Annotated in this window: 12 protein-coding genes and 1 pseudogene; 10 read left to right on the top strand and 3 right to left on the bottom strand. The window is 71.7% G+C overall.

Annotation, left to right across the window (positions count from 1 at the left end; genetic code table 11):
* The first annotated feature begins 7 nt into the window (after positions 1 to 7).
* The 5 genes from araA (at position 8) to mmsB (ending at position 7,032) form a co-directional block, all read left to right on the top strand.
* Positions 8 to 1,510 (top strand): L-arabinose isomerase, encoded by a 1,503-nt coding sequence (gene araA, locus ACQ452_RS17295; RefSeq protein WP_433385721.1) that lies wholly within the window; start codon positions 8 to 10, stop codon positions 1,508 to 1,510.
* A 269-nt stretch (positions 1,511 to 1,779) separates the two neighbouring features.
* Complete coding sequence (locus ACQ452_RS17290; RefSeq protein ID WP_433385718.1) at positions 1,780 to 2,769, top strand: LacI family DNA-binding transcriptional regulator; 990 nt, start codon at positions 1,780 to 1,782, stop codon at positions 2,767 to 2,769.
* Between the two features lie 268 nt (positions 2,770 to 3,037).
* The gene (gene chvE, locus ACQ452_RS17285) at positions 3,038 to 4,180 is read left to right on the top strand and encodes a multiple monosaccharide ABC transporter substrate-binding protein (RefSeq protein WP_433385715.1); all 1,143 of its coding nucleotides are present in this window, start codon (positions 3,038 to 3,040) and stop codon (positions 4,178 to 4,180) included.
* Between the two features lie 78 nt (positions 4,181 to 4,258).
* The gene (gene mmsA / locus ACQ452_RS17280) at positions 4,259 to 5,797 is read left to right on the top strand and encodes a multiple monosaccharide ABC transporter ATP-binding protein (protein WP_433385712.1); all 1,539 of its coding nucleotides are present in this window, start codon (positions 4,259 to 4,261) and stop codon (positions 5,795 to 5,797) included.
* Complete coding sequence (gene mmsB, locus ACQ452_RS17275) at positions 5,794 to 7,032, top strand: multiple monosaccharide ABC transporter permease (RefSeq protein ID WP_433385709.1); 1,239 nt, start codon at positions 5,794 to 5,796, stop codon at positions 7,030 to 7,032. Before mmsA ends, mmsB begins: the two co-directional genes overlap by 4 nt.
* A gap of 53 nt (positions 7,033 to 7,085) precedes the next feature.
* Here the strand turns inward: mmsB and ACQ452_RS17270 are convergent, their stop codons facing one another.
* The 3 genes from ACQ452_RS17270 to ACQ452_RS17260 all read right to left on the bottom strand — a co-directional run bounded on the left by ACQ452_RS17270 (position 7,086) and on the right by ACQ452_RS17260 (position 10,976).
* Positions 7,086 to 7,547 (bottom strand): PEP-utilizing enzyme, encoded by a 462-nt coding sequence (locus ACQ452_RS17270; RefSeq protein ID WP_433385706.1) that lies wholly within the window; start codon positions 7,545 to 7,547, stop codon positions 7,086 to 7,088.
* Entirely contained in the window at positions 7,525 to 8,139 is a 615-nt protein-coding gene (locus tag ACQ452_RS17265) for a hypothetical protein (RefSeq protein WP_433385703.1), read from the bottom strand. The genes ACQ452_RS17270 and ACQ452_RS17265 overlap by 23 nt, the downstream gene beginning before the upstream one ends.
* A 77-nt stretch (positions 8,140 to 8,216) precedes the next feature.
* Positions 8,217 to 10,976 carry a matrixin family metalloprotease gene (locus tag ACQ452_RS17260; protein WP_433385700.1) on the bottom strand — a complete coding sequence of 920 codons (2,760 nt, stop codon included), beginning with the start codon at positions 10,974 to 10,976 and terminating at the stop codon, positions 8,217 to 8,219.
* Positions 10,977 to 11,235: 259 nt separating this feature from the next.
* On the opposite strand from ACQ452_RS17260, the gene ACQ452_RS17255 reads away from it, so the two are divergent.
* The 5 genes and pseudogenes from ACQ452_RS17255 to ACQ452_RS17235 all read left to right on the top strand — a co-directional run bounded on the left by ACQ452_RS17255 (position 11,236) and on the right by ACQ452_RS17235 (position 20,331).
* A complete protein-coding gene (locus tag ACQ452_RS17255; RefSeq protein ID WP_433385697.1) occupies positions 11,236 to 13,269 on the top strand; it encodes a hypothetical protein in 2,034 nt (677 codons plus the stop codon).
* 497 nt (positions 13,270 to 13,766) lie between these two features.
* Positions 13,767 to 14,525, top strand: coding sequence for an SDR family NAD(P)-dependent oxidoreductase (locus ACQ452_RS17250; RefSeq protein WP_433385694.1), 759 nt, complete (start codon positions 13,767 to 13,769; stop codon positions 14,523 to 14,525).
* Positions 14,525 to 14,638, top strand: a pseudogene (locus tag ACQ452_RS17245) (DUF6767 domain-containing protein); the annotation flags it as partial. The gene ACQ452_RS17250 and the pseudogene ACQ452_RS17245, both read left to right, overlap by 1 nt.
* 356 nt (positions 14,639 to 14,994) lie before the next feature.
* A complete protein-coding gene (locus tag ACQ452_RS17240; protein WP_433385691.1) occupies positions 14,995 to 15,387 on the top strand; it encodes a TOBE domain-containing protein in 393 nt (130 codons plus the stop codon).
* A gap of 309 nt (positions 15,388 to 15,696) precedes the next feature.
* A complete protein-coding gene (locus tag ACQ452_RS17235; protein ID WP_433385688.1) occupies positions 15,697 to 20,331 on the top strand; it encodes a family 78 glycoside hydrolase catalytic domain in 4,635 nt (1,544 codons plus the stop codon).
* The last annotated feature ends 18 nt before the right edge of the window (positions 20,332 to 20,349 follow it).

Here is a 20,349-nt window from a genome sequence, read left to right as displayed (position 1 = left end):
CATCCCCATGACAGCACGCACCGAACCCGAGATCTGGTTCCTCACCGGCAGCCAGGGCATGTACGGCGAGGAGACCCTGCGGCAGGTGGCCGAGCAGTCCCGTGTGATCGCGGGCGTGCTCGACGACTCACCGCAGATTCCCGCCCGGGTCCGTTGGAAGCCGGTGCTGACCAACAGCGGGGAGATCCTGCGGGTCTGCCGCGACGCCGCCGCACAGGGCGCGGTCGGGGTCGTCGCGTGGATGCACACCTTCTCCCCGGCGAAGATGTGGATCGCCGGCCTGGACGCGCTGCGTACGCCCCTGCTGCACCTGCACACCCAGGCCAACGTCCTGCTGCCGTGGGACGAGATCGACATGGACTTCATGAACCTCAACCAGGCCGCGCACGGCGACCGCGAGTTCGGGTACGTCCAGACCCGCCTCGGTGTCGCCCGCAAGACCGTCGCGGGGCACGTGCGGGACCCGCGCGTGATCTCCCGCGTCGGCGCCTGGTCGCGGGCCGCGCTCGGCTGGTCGGCGATGCGGTCGTTGCGGCTGGCCCGCTTCGGCGACAACATGCGCGACGTGGCGGTGACCGAGGGCGACAAGGTCGAGGCGGAGCTGCGCTACGGGGTCTCGGTCAACACCTACGGCGTCAACGACCTGGTCCAGGTGGTCGACGCGATAGCCGACGCGCAGGTCGACGACCTGGTCAAGGAGTACGACGACACCTACCGCGTCGTCGGCGAGCTACGTGCCGGGGGCGCGCGGCACGACTCGCTGCGGTACGCCGCCCGCCTGGAGCTCGGCATGCGGGCCTTCCTGGACGAGGGCGGGTTCCGGGCGTTCACCACGAACTTCGAGGATCTCGGCGGCCTGCGTCAATTGCCCGGCATCGCCGTGCAGCGGTTGATGGCGGACGGCTACGGCTTCGGCGGCGAGGGCGACTGGAAGACCTCCGTGCTGGTCCACACCCTCAAGGCGATGTCCGTGGGCGTCGACGGCGGGACGTCGTTCATGGAGGACTACACCTACGACCTCACCCCGGGTGAGGAGCTGGTGCTCGGCGCCCACATGCTCGAGGTCTGCCCGACGATCGCGGCGGGCGTGCCCGCGGTGGAGATCCACGCCCTGGACATCGGCGGGCGGGAGGACCCGGTCCGGCTCGTGTTCGACGCCGCACCCGGGCCGGCGGTGGTGCTCGGACTGGCCGACATGGGGGAGCGCTTCCGGCTCGTGGCCAACGAGATCGACGTGGTGCCGCCACCGCAGCCGCTGCGGCGGCTGCCGGTGGCCCGGGCCGTCTGGCGTCCACGACCGCACCTGCCCGGTTCGGCCGAGGCGTGGATCACCGCGGGTGCGCCGCACCACACCGTCCTGTCGCAGGCGGTGGGCGTGGCGGAGTTGCACGACCTGGCCGAGATGAGCCGGACCGAACTGGTCGTCATCGACGCCGACACCGAGCCCCGCCGTTTCGCCGACGAGATCCGCTGGAACCAGGCCTACTACCGGCTGGCCCGCGGATTCTGACCGCGTACGTCCCGGGCGTCCACGACGGGTGGCCCTGGCCGCCGCCCGCCCGCGCGTCGTCCGGTCGGCGGGCCGCTGCGTCGTCCCCGCACGGCCGTGCCGGGTTCGGCGCGGCGTAGACTGGCGGCGATCCAGCGCTGGTCACCTGGGATTCGGCCCGGCGCGGTGGCTGAACGAGAGGGATCGGCCCGGGCCGCTCCCGTCGACGTCGAGGGGCGCGCGGGCCCGAGATGTAGCGGGGGAGTGAAATGGCTGTCCACGGTCCGGCGATGACGGACGTCGCCCGGCTGGCCGGCGTCTCCCACCAGACGGTGTCGCGGGTGCTCAACGGGCACCCCAATGTGCGTGAGCAGACCCGGTTGCGGGTACGGGCGGCGATCGCCGAACTCGGCTACCGGCCCAACGGCGCGGCGCGGGCGTTGGTGACCGGCAGGTCGCAGGTCATCGGCGTGGTCGCGCAGAACACCACGCTGTACGGCCCGGCGTCGTTGCTGGCCGCGTTGGAGCAGACCGCCGCGGAGGAGGGCTTCGCGGTCAGTGTGGGCAGTGTGCGGGACCTGGACCATCGTTCCATCTCGGCCGCCGTGGAGCGGCACCTGTCGCACCGGGTCGCCGGCATCGTCGTCATCGCGCCGGTCGAGTCGGCCGGCGAGGCGCTGGAACGCCTGCCCAAGGACGTCCCGCTGGTCACCGTCGACGGCGATCCGCGCCGGCCGGTGCCCCTGGTGACGGTCGACCAGGCGGCTGGTGCCCGGGCGGCGACGCAGCACCTGCTGGATGCCGGGCACCGCACGGTCTGGCACGTGTCGGGGCCGGCCGACTGGTTTGACAGCGTCGGCCGGATCGAGGGCTGGCGGGAGGCGTTGTCGGCCGCCGGGGCGGAGCTTCCACCGCTGATGCCGGGGGACTGGTCCGCAGCCTCGGGATACCGGTGCGGGCAGATGTTGGCGCGGATGCCGGAGGTCACCGCGATCTTCACTGCCAACGACCATCTCGCGCTGGGCGTGCTGCGGGCGTTGCACGAGCTCGGTCGGCGCGTGCCGGACGAGATCAGCGTGGTCGGCTTCGACGACGTGCCGGAGGCGGCATACTTCATCCCGCCGCTGACCACCGTCCGACCGGACTTCGACGCGGTGGCCCGGGCGAGCCTTCAGCTGCTGCTGGCCCAGATCGAGACGGGCACCGCGGGGGCGCTGCGGCAGACCATCGCCCCGACCCTGGTCGCCCGCGACAGCGTCGCCCCGCCGCCCGGCCACTGACGGCTGCCGTCCCCGCCACTGACGGCTGCCGTCCCCGCCGCCCCGCTGCTGACGGCTGCCGTCCCGCCGCCCCGCCCGCCTCGCCGCGCGGCCCCGGTCCGCAGTGGAGGAGGCGCTCGCAGCTTCGCTCGCCGGGGGTTTCCGATACGAGACTGCGGCGCCGGTATTTCGGAGTAGGTGTTGACGTGCTCGGTGTGAGCGCTAACACTACCCGAAAAGGTGACAGCTGGCCCCGGCAGTCGACGGGGAGTCCGGAGAGGAGAAACCCGTGCGCAGGAAATTCCTGGCTGCTCTCGGCGGCGCGGTGCTGGCGCTGAGCCTGGCGGCGTGCAGTGGCGAGGGTGCAGGCAGTGGCGGTGACACCAGCGGAGAGAAGCCCGGCGATCTGACCATCGGTGTCGCGATGCCGACCCAGACCTCCGAGCGGTGGATCGCCGACGGCAAAGCGGTGAAGGAGAAGCTGGAGGCGAAGGGCTACAAGGTCGACCTCCAGTACGCGGGCGACGACATCCCGACGCAGTCCCAACAGGTCGACCAGATGATCACCCAGGGCGCGGACGTCCTGGTCATCGCGGCGATCGACGGCACGGCGCTCAGCGGCCAGTTGCAGGCCGCAGCCGACGCGAAGATCCCGGTCATCGCGTACGACCGGCTGATCCGCGGCAGCAAGAACGTCGACTTCTACGTCAGCTTCGACAACTACAAGGTCGGCGTCGCCCAGGGCACCGGGCTGCTGGTCGGTCTCGGCCTGCTGAACAAGGACGGCTCGAAGGGCGCCGCGAAGGGCCCGTTCAACGTCGAGCTCTTCGCCGGGTCGCTCGACGACAACAACACCCAGTACTTCTTCGGCGGCGCCATGGACACGCTGAAGCCGTTCGTCGACGCCGGAACCGTGAAGGTGAAGTCGCGACAGACCACCATCGAGCAGGTGGCGACCCTGCGGTGGCAGCAGGAGACCGCGCAGAAGCGGATGGAGGACCTGCTCACCTCCAGCTACAACGACGGCGCGCGGGTCGACGGGGTTCTGTCGCCGTACGACGGCATCTCCCGGGGCATCATCACCGCCCTGCAGAACGCCGGCTACGGCAAGGCGGGCAAGAAGCTCCCTGCGGTGACCGGCCAGGACGCCGAAATCGCCTCGATCAAGCTGATCAACGACGGCGTGCAGACCTGCACCGTCTTCAAGGACACCCGGCTGCTGGCCGAGCAGGCCGTGAACGCCTCCGAGGCGTTCCTGCAGGACAAGCAGCCGCAGGCCAACGACACGCAGACGTACAACAACGGGGTCAAGGTGGTGCCGTCGTACCTGCTGCCGATCGTGACCGTCTACAAGGACGAGATCAAGTCCGCACTGGTCGACTCGGGCTACTGGACGGCGGAAGAGGTCGCCGCCGGTCAGGCCAAGAACTGACCCGTCCGCCGGGCTCGGCACCACCGCCGGGCCCGGCGCCATGGGCACCGCGTCCGTACCTGACAGAGGACAGTGAGCATGGACGACACCATCCTCGAGATGCGTCGCATCACGATGACCTTCCCCGGGGTCACCGCGCTGGAGGACGTCACCCTCGCGGTGCGCCGGGGCGAGATCCACGCCATCTGTGGTGAGAACGGCGCCGGCAAGTCCACCCTGATGAAGGTGCTGTCCGGCGTCCACCCGTCCGGCTCGTACGGCGGCGAGATCCTGTTCGACGGCAGGCCGATGCAGTTTCGCGGCATCCGCGACAGCGAGGCCAACGGCATCGTCATCATCCATCAGGAACTCGCCCTGGTGCCGTACCTGTCGATCGCCGAGAACCTCTTCCTCGGCAACGAGCGTCGTGGCCGCAGCGGGCTGATCGACTGGAACCGGGCCAACGCCGACGCGGCCGACCTGCTGGCGTCCGTCGGGTTGCACGAGAACCCGGTCACCCCGGTCATCCAGCTGGGCGTGGGCAAGCAACAGCTCGTGGAGATCGCCAAGGCGCTGTCGAAGAAGGTGCGCCTGCTCATCCTGGACGAGCCGACCGCCGCCCTCAACGACGTCGACTCGGCTCACCTGCTCGACCTGTTGCGACAGCTCAAGGCCCGGGGGATCACCTGCATCATGATCTCCCACAAGCTCAACGAGATCACCGCCATCGCCGACTCGACCACGGTCATCCGGGACGGGCGTGCGGTGGAGACGCTCGACATGCGAGCCGACGACGTCACCCAGCAGCGCATCATCCGGGGGATGGTCGGGCGCGACCTGGACAGCTTCTACCCCGACCGGGTGTCGTCACCCGGCGAGGAGGTGCTCCGGATCGAGGACTGGTCGGTCCGGCACCCGACCCAGAACCGGCTGGTCGTCGAGGGCGTCGGCCTCCGCGTACGGGCCGGCGAGGTCGTCGGCATCGCGGGGCTGATGGGGGCCGGTCGGACCGAGCTGGCGATGAGCGTCTTCGGCCGGTCCTACGGCCGCGACATCGCTGGCCGGATGTTCGTGCACGGGCGGGAGGTCACCGCCCGTACCGTCGCCGAGGCGATCGACCACGGCATCGCCTACGTCACCGAGGACCGCAAGCGGTTCGGCCTCAACCTCATCGACGACGTCCGGCGCAACGTCTCCGCCGCCGCCCTGAGCCGGCTGGCCCGGTGGGGCTGGGTGAACGGCAACGAGGAGATCAGGGTCGCCGAGGCCAGCCGGCGGGAGATGAACATCAAGGCGCCCAGCGTCATGGCCCTGGTCGGCAAGCTCTCCGGCGGCAACCAGCAGAAGGTCGTGCTGTCGAAGTGGCTCTTCACCGACCCGGACGCGCTGATCCTGGACGAACCGACACGCGGGATCGACGTCGGGGCGAAGTACGAGATCTACACGATCATCAATCGGCTGGTGGCCGACGGTAAGGCGGTGATCATCATCTCTTCGGAACTGCCGGAGCTGCTCGGGATGTGTGACCGCATCTACACCCTCGCCGCGGGCCGGATCACCGGCGAGAAGCCGGTGGGCGAGGCGACCCAGGAGAGCCTCATGGAGCTGATGACCAAGGACAAGGAGCTCGTCGGATGACCAGCATCAAGACCCGCCCGACGACCCCGGACGGCGCGCCGGCCGCCGCTCTGCGCACCGGGACGAGCGACCTGCGGGCCCTGGTGCTCGACAACCTGCGGCAGAGCGGGATCTACGTCGCCCTGGTCGTCATCGTGGCGCTCTTCGCGATCCTGACCGACGGGGTGTCGCTGAGCCCCGGGAACATCACCAACATCGTCCTGCAGTACTCGTACATCCTGGTGCTCGCGATCGGGATGGTCATCCTGATCATCGGCGGGCACATCGACCTGTCGGTGGGGTCGGTGGTCGCGCTGACCGGCGCGGTCTCCGCCGTCCTGGTGATCCAGCAGGGCTACCCGTGGTGGGTCGGCATCCTGGCCGCACTGGCCGTCGGCGTCGCGGTCGGGGCCTGGCACGGCTTCTGGGTGGCGTACGCCGGCATCCCGGCCTTCATCGTGACCCTGGCCGGGATGCTGCTCTTCCGTGGCCTCACCCTGCGGGTGCTCGACAACATCTCGCTGTCGCCGTTCCCGGCCGAATACCAGCTCGTCGCGGCGGGATTCCTCAACGGACTGCTCGGCGGGCAGGGCTTCGACGCCTTCACGCTGCTGATCGGCGCCGTCGCCGTGGCCGGGTACGCGGTCAGCGGATTCCGTACCCGTGTCGCGCGTATCCGCTACCAGCAGCCCGTCGAGTCGTTCCCGCTCTTCGTCGCCCGGGTCGCCGTGGTCGGCGCGGTCATCATGTACTTCGCGTGGCAGTTGGCGCACGCCCGTGGGCTCCCGATCGTGCTGATCGTCCTGGCGGTCCTCGTCCTGGTCTACGGCCTGCTCACCCGGCGTACCGTCTTCGGCCGCCAGGTCTACGCAATCGGCGGCAACCTGTCGGCGGCGGCGCTGTCGGGGGTGAAGGTCCGCACCGTCAACTTCTGGATGTTCGTCAACATGGGTCTCCTGGCGGCGGTCGCCGGCGTCATCTACTCCTCGCGGTCCAACGGCGCGCAGCCCGCCGCCGGCAACATGTTCGAGCTGGACGCGATCGCTGCGGCCTTCATCGGCGGCGCGGCGGTCACCGGCGGGGTGGGCACGGTGGTGGGCGCGATGGTCGGTGGTCTGATCATGGCGGTGATGAGCAACGGCATGCAGTTGATGGGCGTCGACCAGTCGACACAGTCGGTGGTGAAGGGGCTCGTCCTGCTGGTCGCCGTGGCGTTCGATGTCTACAACAAGCGCCGTGCCGGCGCGGCGCGCTGAGCCGGCGGCCGCCCCGACGGTAGGGAGAAGTCGGGACACGGCTCGGTGGTCGGTCAGGGCAAGATCTCGACGTACCCGTCGGTTCCGTGCAGGCGAATTCGCTGCCCGTCCCGGATCAGCGTGGTCGCCTGCTGCACACCGACGACGGCGGGCAAGCCATACTCCCGGGCGAAAACCGCCCCGTGGGTCATGAGGCCACCGACCTCCGTCACCAGTCCGTCGACCGCGACGAAGAGGGGAGACCAGCTCGGGTCGGTGTACGTGGTGACCAGGATGTCGCCTGGTGCGAGATCGGCTGCGGCCAGGTCCAGGATGACGCGTGCTCGTCCCTCGACGATTCCGCCGGAGACCGGGAGACCGACCAGCGCGCCGGTCGGCACATCGTCGCGCCGGTACGCCCCGGCGACGCCCTCACCTTCCGACGTGAGCACCCGGGGCGGTGTGAGCGACTGATGCGACCTGAACGCGTCCTTCCGCCGGTGGATGAGCTGATCATCCGCCTGGTGCGTGCGCACGACGTCGTGAAGCTCCTGGAACGTGAGGTAGAAGATGTCCTCCTTCTCCGGGAGCACGTCGGCCTGCACGAGGCGCTCGGGTGGCCCGGGAGCCGTAGTGGCCGGTCACCACGTAGGTGCGGGTCGGCGACGTCTCCCCGCGCAGGGTCGCCACCACGTTGGTGATCACGGTCGGGACCGGGATCCGCGACGCCGGCTGCTGGAGGTACGACTGGAGTTCGACCGTCATCCGGCCGCCGGAGGCGGCGGCGTACGTCCGCATCCGTTCGTGGATCCAGTCCCGGGCCGCGCCGATGCCGCGCTCGGGGTCGTCCTGGCTGGAGAGGGTGTGCCGGGTGCCGAACGCGGCCAGCCGGCGGACGATCGCCTCGATCCGACGCTGGTCGACCGCGCCGAGCAGGTCGCGCAGCTCGCGGCCCGGAGGCTGCGGGCGGACGGGACGGCCGGGGCCGGGCGGGGTGGTGCCGCCGGCCACGGCCGGGTCGGCGAGCGCGGGTGCGGCAACGGCGGCGGGTACGGCAACGGTGGCGGCGGTGAGAAGGGTGCGGCGGGTGGGCCTCGTGGGCCGGGCGCCGCTGTCGTCAGTTCCCATGACCGCATCCTTGCCATCGACGATCGTGTTTGTCTATATCGTCCGACATGGATCCTGTATGGCTCTCGCCCTGCCCCTCACACCACGTCGGCCACCCGCGTCAGGTTGGTCCACTGCCACCCGCCGTCGCCGACGGGACGCGACAGCAGCTGGACGTTGCCGTTCGCCGCCGTGTAGGCGATGTGCCGCCGGGTGCCGCTCAGCCACGCCGACAGCAGGCTCCGACCCACCGGCGGCATACCGTCGACCCACACCTGCTGGGCCTGCCAGGTGTCACCGTCGCCGTGCAGTTCCCACAGCCCGCCGTCGAAGTCGGCGAAGACGACCAGCCAGGTCTCCGTGGCCCCTGGCGCGCCGGGCAGCCGCTGCACCGTCGACGCGCTGCACTCCGGCAGGCCGAGTTCCGCGGTGAGGGAGCGGGTGTGCCAGGCGTCGTCGTCGCCGACGGCGTACATCCGGATGTCCTGCCGGTGGTCGATGCCGAACACCCTGTGCCGTTCGCCGGCCCGGTGCATGCCCCACAGTGGGGACATCGTCAACGGCAACGGGTTCTCCGCCTGGGTGGCCCAGGTGAGGGAGATCTGCCCCCAGCCGTCCGGGCCCTCCCACAGCATCCGCAGGTGCTCCTCGGCGTCCCGGTAGACGATCACGTCGAGGCCGGTGACACCGTCGACGTACCCGAACGGGCTGCCGTCGGGGACGGCCGCCCCGGGGACCGACACGTCCTCCCAGATCCAGCCCTGGCCGGGCGCCTGGGACAGCCGCACCACCCGACCGTCGGTGGCGCCGTAGACGACCCGCTGGGTGTCGCCGTTGCGGTAGGCGTGCGGGTAGTACCGGATGGCGGGCGCGCCGCCGCTCTCCGTGGTGAGGTCGGCCCACCACCACTGGCCCTGGTCGTACCAGATCTGGAGCACATGGCCGTTGTCACCCGCGTAGACGTACGACGGGATGCCGTCGTGGGCGAAGAACGCCGACGGGGCCGTGCCCCGGCTCATCCGGGGCGCGCCCACCTCGGCGGTGAGCCGGCTCCACGTCCAGCCGTCGCCCCGTGGATGGTGCACCACGAGGTGCCGTTCGCAGTCGGAGTAGGCGACGTGGTCCACACCCGGGAGCACCTGCAGGCCGACGCCGTCGGTGAAGGGCAGCCGCCCGTACATGCTGAAGAAGCCGTTGCGGTCGTCGGACTTGGGCACCCGGTACCAGCTCGCGTTGCGGTGCATCACGTTGCCGCGCTTGCCGTGGTTGAGCCCGAACGCGTGGCCGATCTCGTGGGTGGCGACGTGCCGGAAGTCGGGCCCGTACCGGTCGACGTCGAAGTACCCGTGCGCGTCCCAACCGATCTTGCGGTTGAAGATGATCGGCAGTTGGCCGCCCTGCTCCGGCCAGCCGGGGGCGGCCCCCCATTTGGTCACGGCGTAGACCGTTCGGAACCAACCGGTGTCGTGGAAGACCGGGTCGTCGCCGACGGAGAAGAGGATGTCCGCCTCGGCCGGGTCGAGGACCGGGGTGAACTCGAACGGCCCGTGCCAGTTCTCGCCGACCACCGCGCGCCACTCGTCGAACGACACCTTGATCAGCTCGTGCTTCAGCTCGTCGGTGAAGTCGTCCCGGGCGAACGGCATCGCCATGTTGCCGAGGTGGTAGGTCAGGTTCGTGTGCCTGAAGTGGTGGCCCTCCAACACGAAACCCGCCGTGGTCGGCCGGTCCGGATTGCCGCAGCCGGGCGCGGTCAGGTGGGCGGCGGTGACGGCGTCGGGCCGCCCGGTCACCGGCAACTCGTGGAACGTCTGGTAGGCCCGCAGCGCCGCCCCCAGCCCGGCCGTGGGGGCGAAGCCCGCCTCGGTGAGCAGCGTGGACACCGCGTCCAGGGGCAGGTCCGCGACGTCCGGCCGGATCAGCGACACCGTGCCGTCCACCACGTCGCCCACGTACGCCGTGCCGTCGGTGGTCACGGCCACCGCGTACGGGGCGTGGCCGGTGGTGATCGGGTCCAGCGTCTGCGGCGCGTACGGGTTGACGGTGTCGATGAGCTGCACGCCCTTGTCGGTCGCCGCCCAGGCCCGGGACAGCCCCGGGACGGTCGCGAGATCGCGGACGCCGGCCGCGGTGCGTACGGAGCCGAGGCGCTGACCGGTGTCGGGGTCGTGCACACCGGCGAGCGGGTGGACCGTGCCGCCGCCGAGCGCGCCGACGTGGACCATCCCGTCGTGGGCGACGGCCACGGCGCCCGGTTGCAGGTGCGCGGGCACGATCGGCGCCACGGTCACCGTGCCGTCGGGACGGACCACCGCCAGCGCGTCGTCGGCCGGCACGAGACCCTTGACGTACAGCGTCGCGTAGACGGTGCCGTCGAGAGCGACCGCGAGGCGGATCGGTGCGGACGGCAGCGGCACGGTGCGCCGCTGCGTCGGGTCCGCCAACTCGATCACGTGCAGCCGCTTGTGTGCCCAGTCGGCGGTGTAGAGCAGGTCGGCCGCCGGATCCACGGCGATCGCGATCAGCCCGAAGCCGATCGGGATGTCGGTGACCGTCCCGGTGCGCAGGTCGCACCGGGAGACGCTGTAGCTCTGCACCCCCCGGTTCATCACGTACGCCTGTTCGCGTCCCGGGTGCCAGGCCACCGCCCGGGGCTCGTGGCCGACCGGCAGCGACGGGCGAACCGGGGCGAGGGTGCGCGGGTCGAGCACGTGCAGCCGACCGGCGCCGGACGCCGGGTAGTGGGTGACGAGCAGCGCCGTGCCGGTGCCCGTGAGGGCGTGCACCGAGCCGGGGTCCCCGGCGGTGCCCAGACCGACCTGGAGCTGTGGTGGTGGCGTGGGGCCGGGAAGCGTCATGACCGTCTCTCCACTGCGAGGAACTGTTTCGTAACCGACGGTAGACCACGTCCGTGACCTGCGGGTTCTTCGTCGTTGATCCGCCAGTACCGGCCTGCTGCCGGTTCGGGGTCAGCTCGGGGTGCCGCCGTGCCTCCGGGTCGTTGAGCACCGCCTCGCCCCTTGCCGAGACCCATTCGCGAGCGTAGGAAGAACACCACGCTCCATCACCACCGTTGAACCCGCACCGAACAACCGTCCAGTGTCGAAGGAGACGCGCGTGACCACACCCAGACGGCTCCGTCTCGCCGTGTCCGCGCTGGTGACCGCAGGCGCCGTCCTGCTCGGCGCGACCGCTTACGCGGCACCGCCCGCGGGTTCCGCACCCGGCGGGCAGGGGTCCTGCGACCCGATCGACCCGACGGCCTGCCTGCTGCCGTTCCCGAACGACTACTTCACCGTGCCGGACCGGAGCAGCCCTACCGGCAAGCGGGTGCGGTTCGCGGCCTCCGCGATGCCCGCCAACGTGACGGGAGCCCGGATCGACCCGACGGAATGGAACCGGCAGGACGGGTTCAGCCCCGGCTCGCCGATCCTGGTGCGCGTGCCCCGCCTCGACGCCGCAGCGACCGGGATCGCGCCGGTCACGGACATCGGCCGCTCGCTGGCGCCGGACGCGCCGATCGTGCTGCTCGACGCGCGGACCGGCAGGCGGACGCCGTACTGGGCCGAGCTCGACGCGCGCGCGGCCGACCAGCCGGAGCGGCAACTGCTGATCATCCGGCCGGCGGTGGCGCTGACCGAGGGCACCCGGTACGTCGTCGGCCTGCGCGGCCTGCGCGACGGCAACCGGGCGCTGATCCGGGCGCCGAAGACGTTCACGGCGTACGTGACCGGCGCCGGCCTGGACCGTCGGGACGCTCGCGTTCCACAGATGAAGCGGATCCTGGCCGACCTGGGCCGGGCCGGCGTCAAGCGGCACAGCCTCTACCTGGCCTGGGACTTCACCGTGGCCAGTCGGCACGGCCTGACCGGGCGGACGCTGGCGATGCGGGACGGCGCGTTCGCCGCCCTCGGGCGGGCCGCGCCGTCGTTCACCGTCACCCAGGTGACCGACTACGCACCGGAGCAGGATCCGCTTATCGCCCGGCAGGTGACCGGCACCATCGGCGTACCGTCCTATCTGACCGGCGACGGCCTGCCCGGCTCCCGGCTGCACTACGGGCCCGCTGACGGCGACGGGACACCACCGACGCCGGACGCCCTGCCCACGCCGTCCGGCGCGACGGTGGCGGCGGACTTCGTCTGCAACATCCCGCGCAGCGCCTCCGCCGCGAAACCGGCGCATCTCTCGCTCTACGGGCACGGCCTGCTCGGTCGGCCAACCGAGATCAACGCCGGCAACGTCAAGACGATGTCGCACACGTACGACTTCACCTTCTGCGCGACCAGCTGGATCGGCATGGCCGCCGCCGACATCTCCTACGTGGCCGGCGCCTTCACCGACCTTCGTGCCTTCCCCGCGGTGGTCGACCGGTTGCAGCAGAGCTACCTGAACTTCCTCTTCCTGGGCCGGACGATGATCCACCCGGGCGGGTTCGCCGCCCATCCGGCGTTCCGGGACGCCACCGGACGGTCGCTGATCGATGTGGCCGGCGGGCTGCACTACGACGGCAACAGCCAGGGCGGCATCAACGGTGGCGCACTCACGGCCATCGCCCAGGACTGGACCCGGTCGGTGCTCGGCGTGCCGGCGATGAACTACTCCACGCTGCTGCAACGCAGCGTCGCCTTCACCCCGTTCCAGGCGACCCTGGACCGCTACTACCGCGACAAGACCGACCAGCAACTGATTCTCGCGCTGCTGCAGATGCTGTGGGACCGGTCCGAGGCCAACGGGTACGCCCAGCACATGACCGACCGGCCGTTGCCTGGCACCCCGGCACACCAGGTGCTGATGCACGTGGCCTTCGGCGATCAGCAGGTTTCCCCCGCCGCGGCGGAGGTCCAGGCCCGCACCATCGGCGCCCGCCTGCACACTCCCGCGCTTGCCGACGGCTGGTCACCGGACGTGCGGCCGTACTGGGGCATCACGCCGATCCGCAGGTACCCGTACACCGGCTCGGCGATGGTGATCTGGAACAGCGGCGCGGCGTACGCGCCACCGCCGACCAACCTCGCCCCGGCCGGGCCGGAGTACGGCGACGATTCGCACGAGTTCCCGCGCGCCCAGGCCGGCGCCCAGAAACAGAAGGCGGTGTTCCTGCTCACCGGCAGGGTCATCGATGTCTGCGGGCGGGCGCCCTGCCCGTGACGCGGTAACCCGTCACGCGGAGCCCGCCGACCGCATTCTCGGAGGTGGTGACGAGCCATGGGATCAGCAGATCTGTGAGCATGGCCGACCCGACCACGTCGTCGACTGGCCGGACGACGAGGACGACGGCGGTCGGCTGCACTGGAAGACGCGCCGCCTCGCCGAGTGGGCCGCAGGGCGGCCGTTCGGTTCGCCGAGCTCGGGTTGCGCGACCGGGTGCAGGCGGTGGTGGTCGCCTACGAGACGGGCCTGGTCAGCCCCGGCTCGCCGGAGGACTGACCCGATCTCCCGGCGGGATGGCCCGATCCCGGAGGACCGCCCAATCCCCGGCCAGACGGCCCGGCCTCCGGCGCGATGGGTCGCGCCCTTCGCCTCCGCCCGCCCGGGACCTTCGGCCCTGCGGGCCGCGGCCTCCTGCGAGCAGGATGGGAAGCGGAGGCTCCCGTAGGGACATGGGCAGACAAGTCCGCCGCGGGGGCCGGGGATGGAGAACGATCATGAGCGAGCAGCGCTTCGCCGGACGGGTCGCGATCGTGACCGGAGCGGGATCGGGGATCGGCCAGGCGGTCGCCCGCCAGCTCGCGGTGGAGAGTGCCACAGTCATCGGCTGTGACGTCGACGCCGAGGGTCTCGCCACGACCGCCAAGCTGGTGGAGGAGGACGGCCACACCGCGACGATGGTCGTCGCCGACATCACGGCGCAGGCCGACATCGACCGGATCGTCGCCGCGCTGCCCGAGCAGCGCCTCGACCTGCTGGCCAACGTGGCGGGGGTGATGGACCACTTCCTGCCCGTCACGGAGCTGGACGACGCCACCTGGGACCGGGTCCTGGCGGTGAACCTCACCGGTCCGATGCGGCTCTGCCGGGCGGTGCTGCCGCTGATGACGGCGCGGGGCCGGGGCGCGATCGTCAACGTCGCCTCCATCGGTGGCCTCACCGGGGCGGTCGCCGGCAGCGCGTACGTCTCCTCTAAGCACGGGCTCGTCGGCCTGACCCGCTCGATCGCGAACCTGTACGCCGAGGACGGCATCCGGGCCAACGCGGTCTGCCCGGGCGGCGTCCAGACCAACATCGGCCGCAGCGCCGCGCCGATGGTGCCGTGGGCGTACCAGCGGCTGGAGCGCTCGTTCGGCCGGGTCACCCGGACGGCCACGCCTGCCGCGATCTCCACGCTCGTCTGCTGGCTGGGCTCCGACGAGGCGGTCAACGTCAACGGGGCGATCGTCGCCTCCGACGGGGGCTGGACCTCCTGATGCGGGGCCGCAGCGGACGCCGGCCGGACGCGCGGTGTCCGCTGCGCCCGGGTGAGCCGTGCACGCTGTGCCAGATCGACGTCACCGGCCCGCAGGACTGCCCCCTCGTCTACCTCGTCATGACCGACGACGAGCTGCGCCAGGGGGTCCAGGACGCCCGACGCGGGCCAGGGTCGACCCGGAGGACGACGACTACGCCGGACACGACCCGAAGCACAGCAGGGGCGACCAGGTCGGATCCGGCCTTCGACTCGCGTGCAGATGGGGCTGCCCGGACCGGCTTCCCGCAAGCAGGCCGCGACGAAGGGCGGCAAGCCGGCGGCCACCGGCGTGGCCGGATGGCTGGATACGCTGCCGGCCACGGCCGGGCGGCCGGGCGGCCGCCTTCGACACCGTCACCGGCACCGGGTTCTTCTCCGGCTCCGCCGCCAAGGGCATCCAGAAGCGGCTGCGCCGCCACCAGGTGGAGGTGGTCGCGTCTTCGTGGCGGACTTCAGGGCAGGCCAACTTCATCGAGACGGTGCCCGAACGCATCGAGGGCACGACGGCGACGGTGTCGGTGCTCGGGCGGCAGCTCACCGTCGAGGCGCACCCGAAGGTCGCGTCGGGCAGCACCGGCGCGTATCTCATGGTGCGACCCGAGACGATGCGGCTGAGCGCGGTGACCGACGGCGGTACCGGGCTCGGCGTGGTGCTGCGCTCGACGTTCCACGGGCCGAGCATCGACTACGAGGTGGAGACGACCGGCGGCACCATCACCGTGACGGAGCAGGGCATCGACCCGCGCGACGCGGTGGCCGAGGGCGCCGCCGTCGACGTCACGTTCGATCCGGGGCGGGCGTACCTGCTGACCCGGGACTGACCGGGCGGGGAACTGCCGGATTGGCGCGCTCAGGCGAATGGAAAACGCCGGAGCGCGCCAATCATCTTGTGTCGATATATGTCCTTGGCGGGCGTCGACTAGCGCCGTCCGCACCCCACGTCTCCGGGTCGAGGAAGGGCCGGGCCGTCAGGTCGGGGGCCTGCGGCTGGCGGCCGGAGGAATCGATCGAAGTAAGCGTCTTCACAGGACCGTGGCGAGCGCGTAGCCTTCCTGAAACGATTCATATTCGAGGACGCCTGCTCCACCCGGCGGGGACCCCCAAGAGGATGAGGACCAGGAATGATGCGCATGACGCGGCGTCGCGCCGCACCCTCCGCGCTTCTCGTGCTGCTGCTCGGCCTGACGCCGACGGTGGCGCCGGGCCCGGCCGCCGCCGCGCCGGCCGCCCCCGCGCTGGTGGTGACCGGGCTGAGCACCGAGCGGGCCGCCGAGCCGATCGGGCTGGACGTGGCACGACCCCGCCTCGGCTGGCGGATCGAGTCCACCGCCCGGGGCGTGGTCCAGGAGTCGTACCAGGTGCGCGTCGCCACCAGCGCGGACCGGCTGGGCGACGCCGACGTCTGGGACAGCGGCCGGGTCCGGTCCCGGGAGAACACCCTCGTCGCGTACGCCGGCCCGCAGGTGAGACCGCGCACCCGCTACGCCTGGCAGGTGCGGGTGTGGGACACCGCCGGGCGTGACTCCGGGTGGAGTGCCCCGGCGTCCTGGGAGACCGGCGTGGGCGGCGGCGCCGGCTGGGAGGCCGACTGGATCGGCATGCCCTCACCAACCGAGTCCTGGACCGACTACACGGTGCAGACGACGGTACGGCTGGAACGCGACGCCGCCGGGATCTTCCTGCGCGCCCGCGGGCCGGGCAACTCGTACATGTGGCAGTTCTCCATCGCCGGCGGCCGCGCCACGCTGCGCCCGCACGTGCGCGTCGGCGGCGCCTGGACCCTGCTCAAGGAGGTGCCGCTCGGCGCGGTCGTACCGGCCGACAAGCTGACCGCGCCGCACACCCTGCGCATCAGCGCGGCCGGTGACGCCATCACCACCTGGGTCGACGGCATCCAGGTCGACGTCACCCGCAGCACCGCGCACCGGGCCGGCTCGGTCGGCCTGCGCACCAACGGGGCGGAGACCGGCGTCTTCTCCGACTTCTCCGTGACCAGCGGCGGCGACACCCTCTTCGCGGCCCCGCTGACCGACGGCACGAACCCGTTCGGGGCGGGCACGGCCACCGCCGCCGGCCTGCGGATCGGTGGCGACACCGAGGCGATGCTCACCGCGCTCAACGCGAACCCGCTGCTGCGCCGGGGCTTCCGGGTCGACGGCACGGTCGCCCGGGCGCGGATCTACGCCACCGCGCTCGGTGTCTACGAGCTGTCGCTCAATGGTCAGCGGGTCGGCGACCACGAGCTGGCACCCGGCTGGACCGACTACGCCAAGCGGGTGCAGTACCAGACGTACGACGTGACCCGTCAGCTCCGCGCGGGCGACAACGCCATCGGCGCGCAGCTCGGCGACGGCTGGTACGCCGGCAGCATCGGCTGGTTCGGCAGCGGCATCTACGGCTCCCGCCCGCACCTGAGCGCCCAGCTCCGCATCGACTACACCGACGGGCGCAGCGCGACGGTCGACACCGACGGCTCGTGGCGCGTCACGCCCGGCCCGTTCCTGCAGAGCGACCTCATCCACGGCGAGACCTACGACGCGCGGCGGCTGCCGGCCGGCTGGGACCAGCCCGGCTTCGACGACTCCGGCTGGTCACCCGCCACCGTCGACGACGTCGGCGCCACCGACCGGATCGTCGCCCAGGTCGACCCGCCGGTGCGGGTCACCCAGGAGCTGCCGGCGAAGGCGCTGACCCAGCCCACCCCCGGGACCTGGATCTTCGACCTCGGCCAGAACATGGTGGGCAAGGCACGGCTGACCGTCGACGGGCCGGCCGGCAGCACGGTCCGCCTCCGGCACGCCGAGGTGCTCAACCCGGACGGCACCGCCTACACCGCCAACCTGCGCTCGGCGCGGGCCACCGACCACTACACGCTGCGCGGCGGCGGCGAGGTCTACGAGCCGAGCTTCACCTTCCACGGCTTCCGTTACGTCGAGCTGACCGGATACCCGGGCACGCCCGACCTCTCCACCGTCACCGGCCTGGTCATGCACACCGACGGCGAGCTGACCAGCGAGTTCGAGACCTCCAACGCGATGGTGAACAAGCTGCACAGCAACATCACCTGGGGGCAGCGCGGCAACTTCCTCTCCATCCCGACCGACACCCCGGCGCGGGACGAACGGCTCGGCTGGACCGGCGACATCAACGTCTTCGCCAACACCGCGACGTTCAACATGGAGAGCCTGACGTTCCTCACCAAGTGGCTGCAGGACCTGCGCGACGCCCAGGCCGCCAACGGCGCCTATCCCGACGTCGCACCCCGCGCCTGCTGCGGGGACGGCGCGACCGGCTGGGCCGACGCCGGCATCACCGTGCCGCACGCGCTCTGGCAGCGCTACGGCGACACCCGCGTGGTCGAGGAGCACTACCCGTCGATGGTGCGCTACGCGTCCTGGTTGGAGAGCGTCAGCTCGGGCCACCTGCGCACCAACGCCGGCCCGTACCTGGACTGGCTTAACCTCGACGACCCGACGCCCGCCGGCGTCGTCGGCACCGCGTACTACGCGTACAGCATCCGGTTGCTGGGCGAGATGGCCGCCGCCATCGGCAGGGACGCCGACGCGGCCCGCTACGCCGCGCTGTCGAAGGACATCGCGCAGGCGTTCGTCCGGGCGTACGTCTCGGCCGACGGCACGGTGCAGGGCGACAGCCAGACCGGGTACGTGCTGGCCATCGGCATGGGTCTGCTGCCGGACACCCTGCGGGGCAAGGCCGCCGACCAACTCGTCGACACCGTGCGACGGCGCGACTGGCACCTCTCCACCGGCTTCCTCGGCACCCCCGACCTGCTGCCCGCGCTGAGCGCCACCGGGCACCTGGACGTGGCCTACCGGCTGCTGCTCAACGACACCTACCCGTCGTGGGGCTACGAGATCGCCAAGGGCGCGACGACGATCTGGGAACGCTGGGACTCGATCAAGCCCGACGGCAGCTTCGGTGACGTGGGGATGAACTCCTTCAACCACTACGCCTACGGCGCGGTGGGTGACTGGATGTACCGGACGGTGGCCGGCATCCAACCCGACGCAGGCAACCCCGGCTACGCGCACCTCACCTTCGCCCCCCAGCCGGGCGGCGACCTGACCTCGGCCAAGGCGTCGTACCGCTCGGCCTACGGGACGATCGGCAGCGACTGGGACCTCGACGTGCGCGGGGACATGCGGCTGCGGCTCACCCTGCCGGCGAACACCACGGCGACGGTGCGCCTGCCGGCGCCCGGCCGCCACGCGGTCACCGAGGGCGGCCGGCCGGCCGAGCAGGCCGACGGGGTGCGGTTCGTCCGGATGGACGGCGCCGTCGCCGTCTACGAGATCGGCTCCGGTTCCTACTCCTTCGCCGTCGACCGGGTGCTCGGCGACCTGGGCGACGCCGACCAGGCCGTACGCGAGCTGGTGGCGCTCACCGGCGAACTCGCCGGTGCGGTGGGTCGGCCGGTGACCGAGTACCTGCGGGCGCGGCTCGCCCTGCTCGGCGCGCAGACGAGCGGGGCACGGACGGCGTACCTGGCGGGCAACTCCCGCTCCGCTGCCGGCGACGCGCACCGGGCTCTGGCGATCGCGGCCGACACCGCACGGTGGCTGCGGACCCAGGTGGCGGCGGGGCGCCTCGAACAGGCCCACGCCGAGAAGTTCACGGCGCTGCTCACCCGGATCGACAAGCGGCTCTCCACGGCGTCGTCGGCCCTGGTCGGCGCGGTGGTCACCCTCGACCTGCCGGTGGGGGAGCGGCTGCCCGGCGACGTCGTACGCGCTACGGTCCGGGTGGCCAACGGTGGCTCGTACCCGCTCACCGGCGTGACCTCCGACCTGCGGGCACCCGCCGGCTGGTCGGTGACACCGGTCGGCGGGCGGGCCACCACGGTCGCACCGGGCGGCACCGTCAGCCACCGCTACGACCTGCGGATCCCCGCCGGTCAGGCGCCGGCGACCGGGTCCGTCGACGGCTCGGTCAGCTACCGCCACCGGGGCGGCGTCGCCACGTTGCCGGTCGCGGGGACGCTCGTCGTGGCACCGGCCGTGCAGGTCGTGTCGGCGGCGCCGGTACCGGCCGACGTCGCGCCCGGCGCCGCGACGACCATCGGCACGGTGCTGCGCAACCGGGCCACCGTGCGGATGGCGGGGCAGCTCACCGTCACCGCGCCGGACGGCTGGCGGGTGACGCCGCCGACCAGCGGGTACGACCTGGCGCCGGGCGCGCAGGTCACCGTGTCGACAGTCCTCACCGCTCCGGTGTCGGTGACGCAGGCGCCGGTGGAGGTCACGGTCGCGACCGGCGACACGCCGGCCGAGCGGCGCACGGTCGCGGTCCCGGTGCGGTTCGACAACCCGCCGGCGGGCGCGTACGACCACGTCGACCTCGGTGATCCGGCGTCGGAGCAGGCGCACCGGCTCGCCGCCTCGCCCTATTCGGCGACCAGCGTCGAGGCGGGCCTCACCCGCCGGTACACCGACGTGACCCGTCCCGGCGGTTGGTTCGAGTTCGATCTCGCGGTGCGGCCCGGCGAACCCTTCGTGCTGCGCGCTCGTGAGACGTACGACCGGCCGCAGCTGAAGGACTACGAGGTGGTCGTGGACGGGGTGGTGGCACACACCCGCTCGTGGCGACGTACGGCGGAGGGGGCCGGCGCGGTCAGCCACCAGTTCGTCGTCGACCTGCCGGACGCCACCCGTGACGGGGTGGTGCGGGTACGGTTCCGCGACACCGGTGACGGCTACGACCCGTCGATCGCGGACGTCTGGTCCACGGCCGTCCCGGCGGCCTGATCCGTTCGCGTACCGACG

The organism is Micromonospora sp. KLBMP9576 (genome assembly GCF_050941805.1).
GTDB lineage: Bacteria > Actinomycetota > Actinomycetes > Mycobacteriales > Micromonosporaceae > Micromonospora.
This window is presented reverse-complemented; position numbering and strand designations above follow the sequence as displayed.

What these genes read in the sequence shown, in the direction of transcription:
- mmsA (WP_433385712.1), top strand. Translation starts at nt 4,259, where the DNA reads ATGGACGACACCATCCTCGAGATGCGTCGCATCACGATGACCTTCCCC.
- ACQ452_RS17260 (WP_433385700.1), bottom strand. Translation starts at nt 10,976, where the DNA reads ATGACGCTTCCCGGCCCCACGCCACCACCACAGCTCCAGGTCGGTCTG.
- ACQ452_RS17290 (WP_433385718.1), top strand. Translation starts at nt 1,780, where the DNA reads ATGACGGACGTCGCCCGGCTGGCCGGCGTCTCCCACCAGACGGTGTCG.
- ACQ452_RS17235 (WP_433385688.1), top strand. Translation starts at nt 15,697, where the DNA reads ATGACGCGGCGTCGCGCCGCACCCTCCGCGCTTCTCGTGCTGCTGCTC.
- araA (WP_433385721.1), top strand. Translation starts at nt 8, where the DNA reads ATGACAGCACGCACCGAACCCGAGATCTGGTTCCTCACCGGCAGCCAG.
- mmsB (WP_433385709.1), top strand. Translation starts at nt 5,794, where the DNA reads ATGACCAGCATCAAGACCCGCCCGACGACCCCGGACGGCGCGCCGGCC.
- ACQ452_RS17250 (WP_433385694.1), top strand. Translation starts at nt 13,767, where the DNA reads ATGAGCGAGCAGCGCTTCGCCGGACGGGTCGCGATCGTGACCGGAGCG.
- ACQ452_RS17265 (WP_433385703.1), bottom strand. Translation starts at nt 8,139, where the DNA reads ATGGGAACTGACGACAGCGGCGCCCGGCCCACGAGGCCCACCCGCCGC.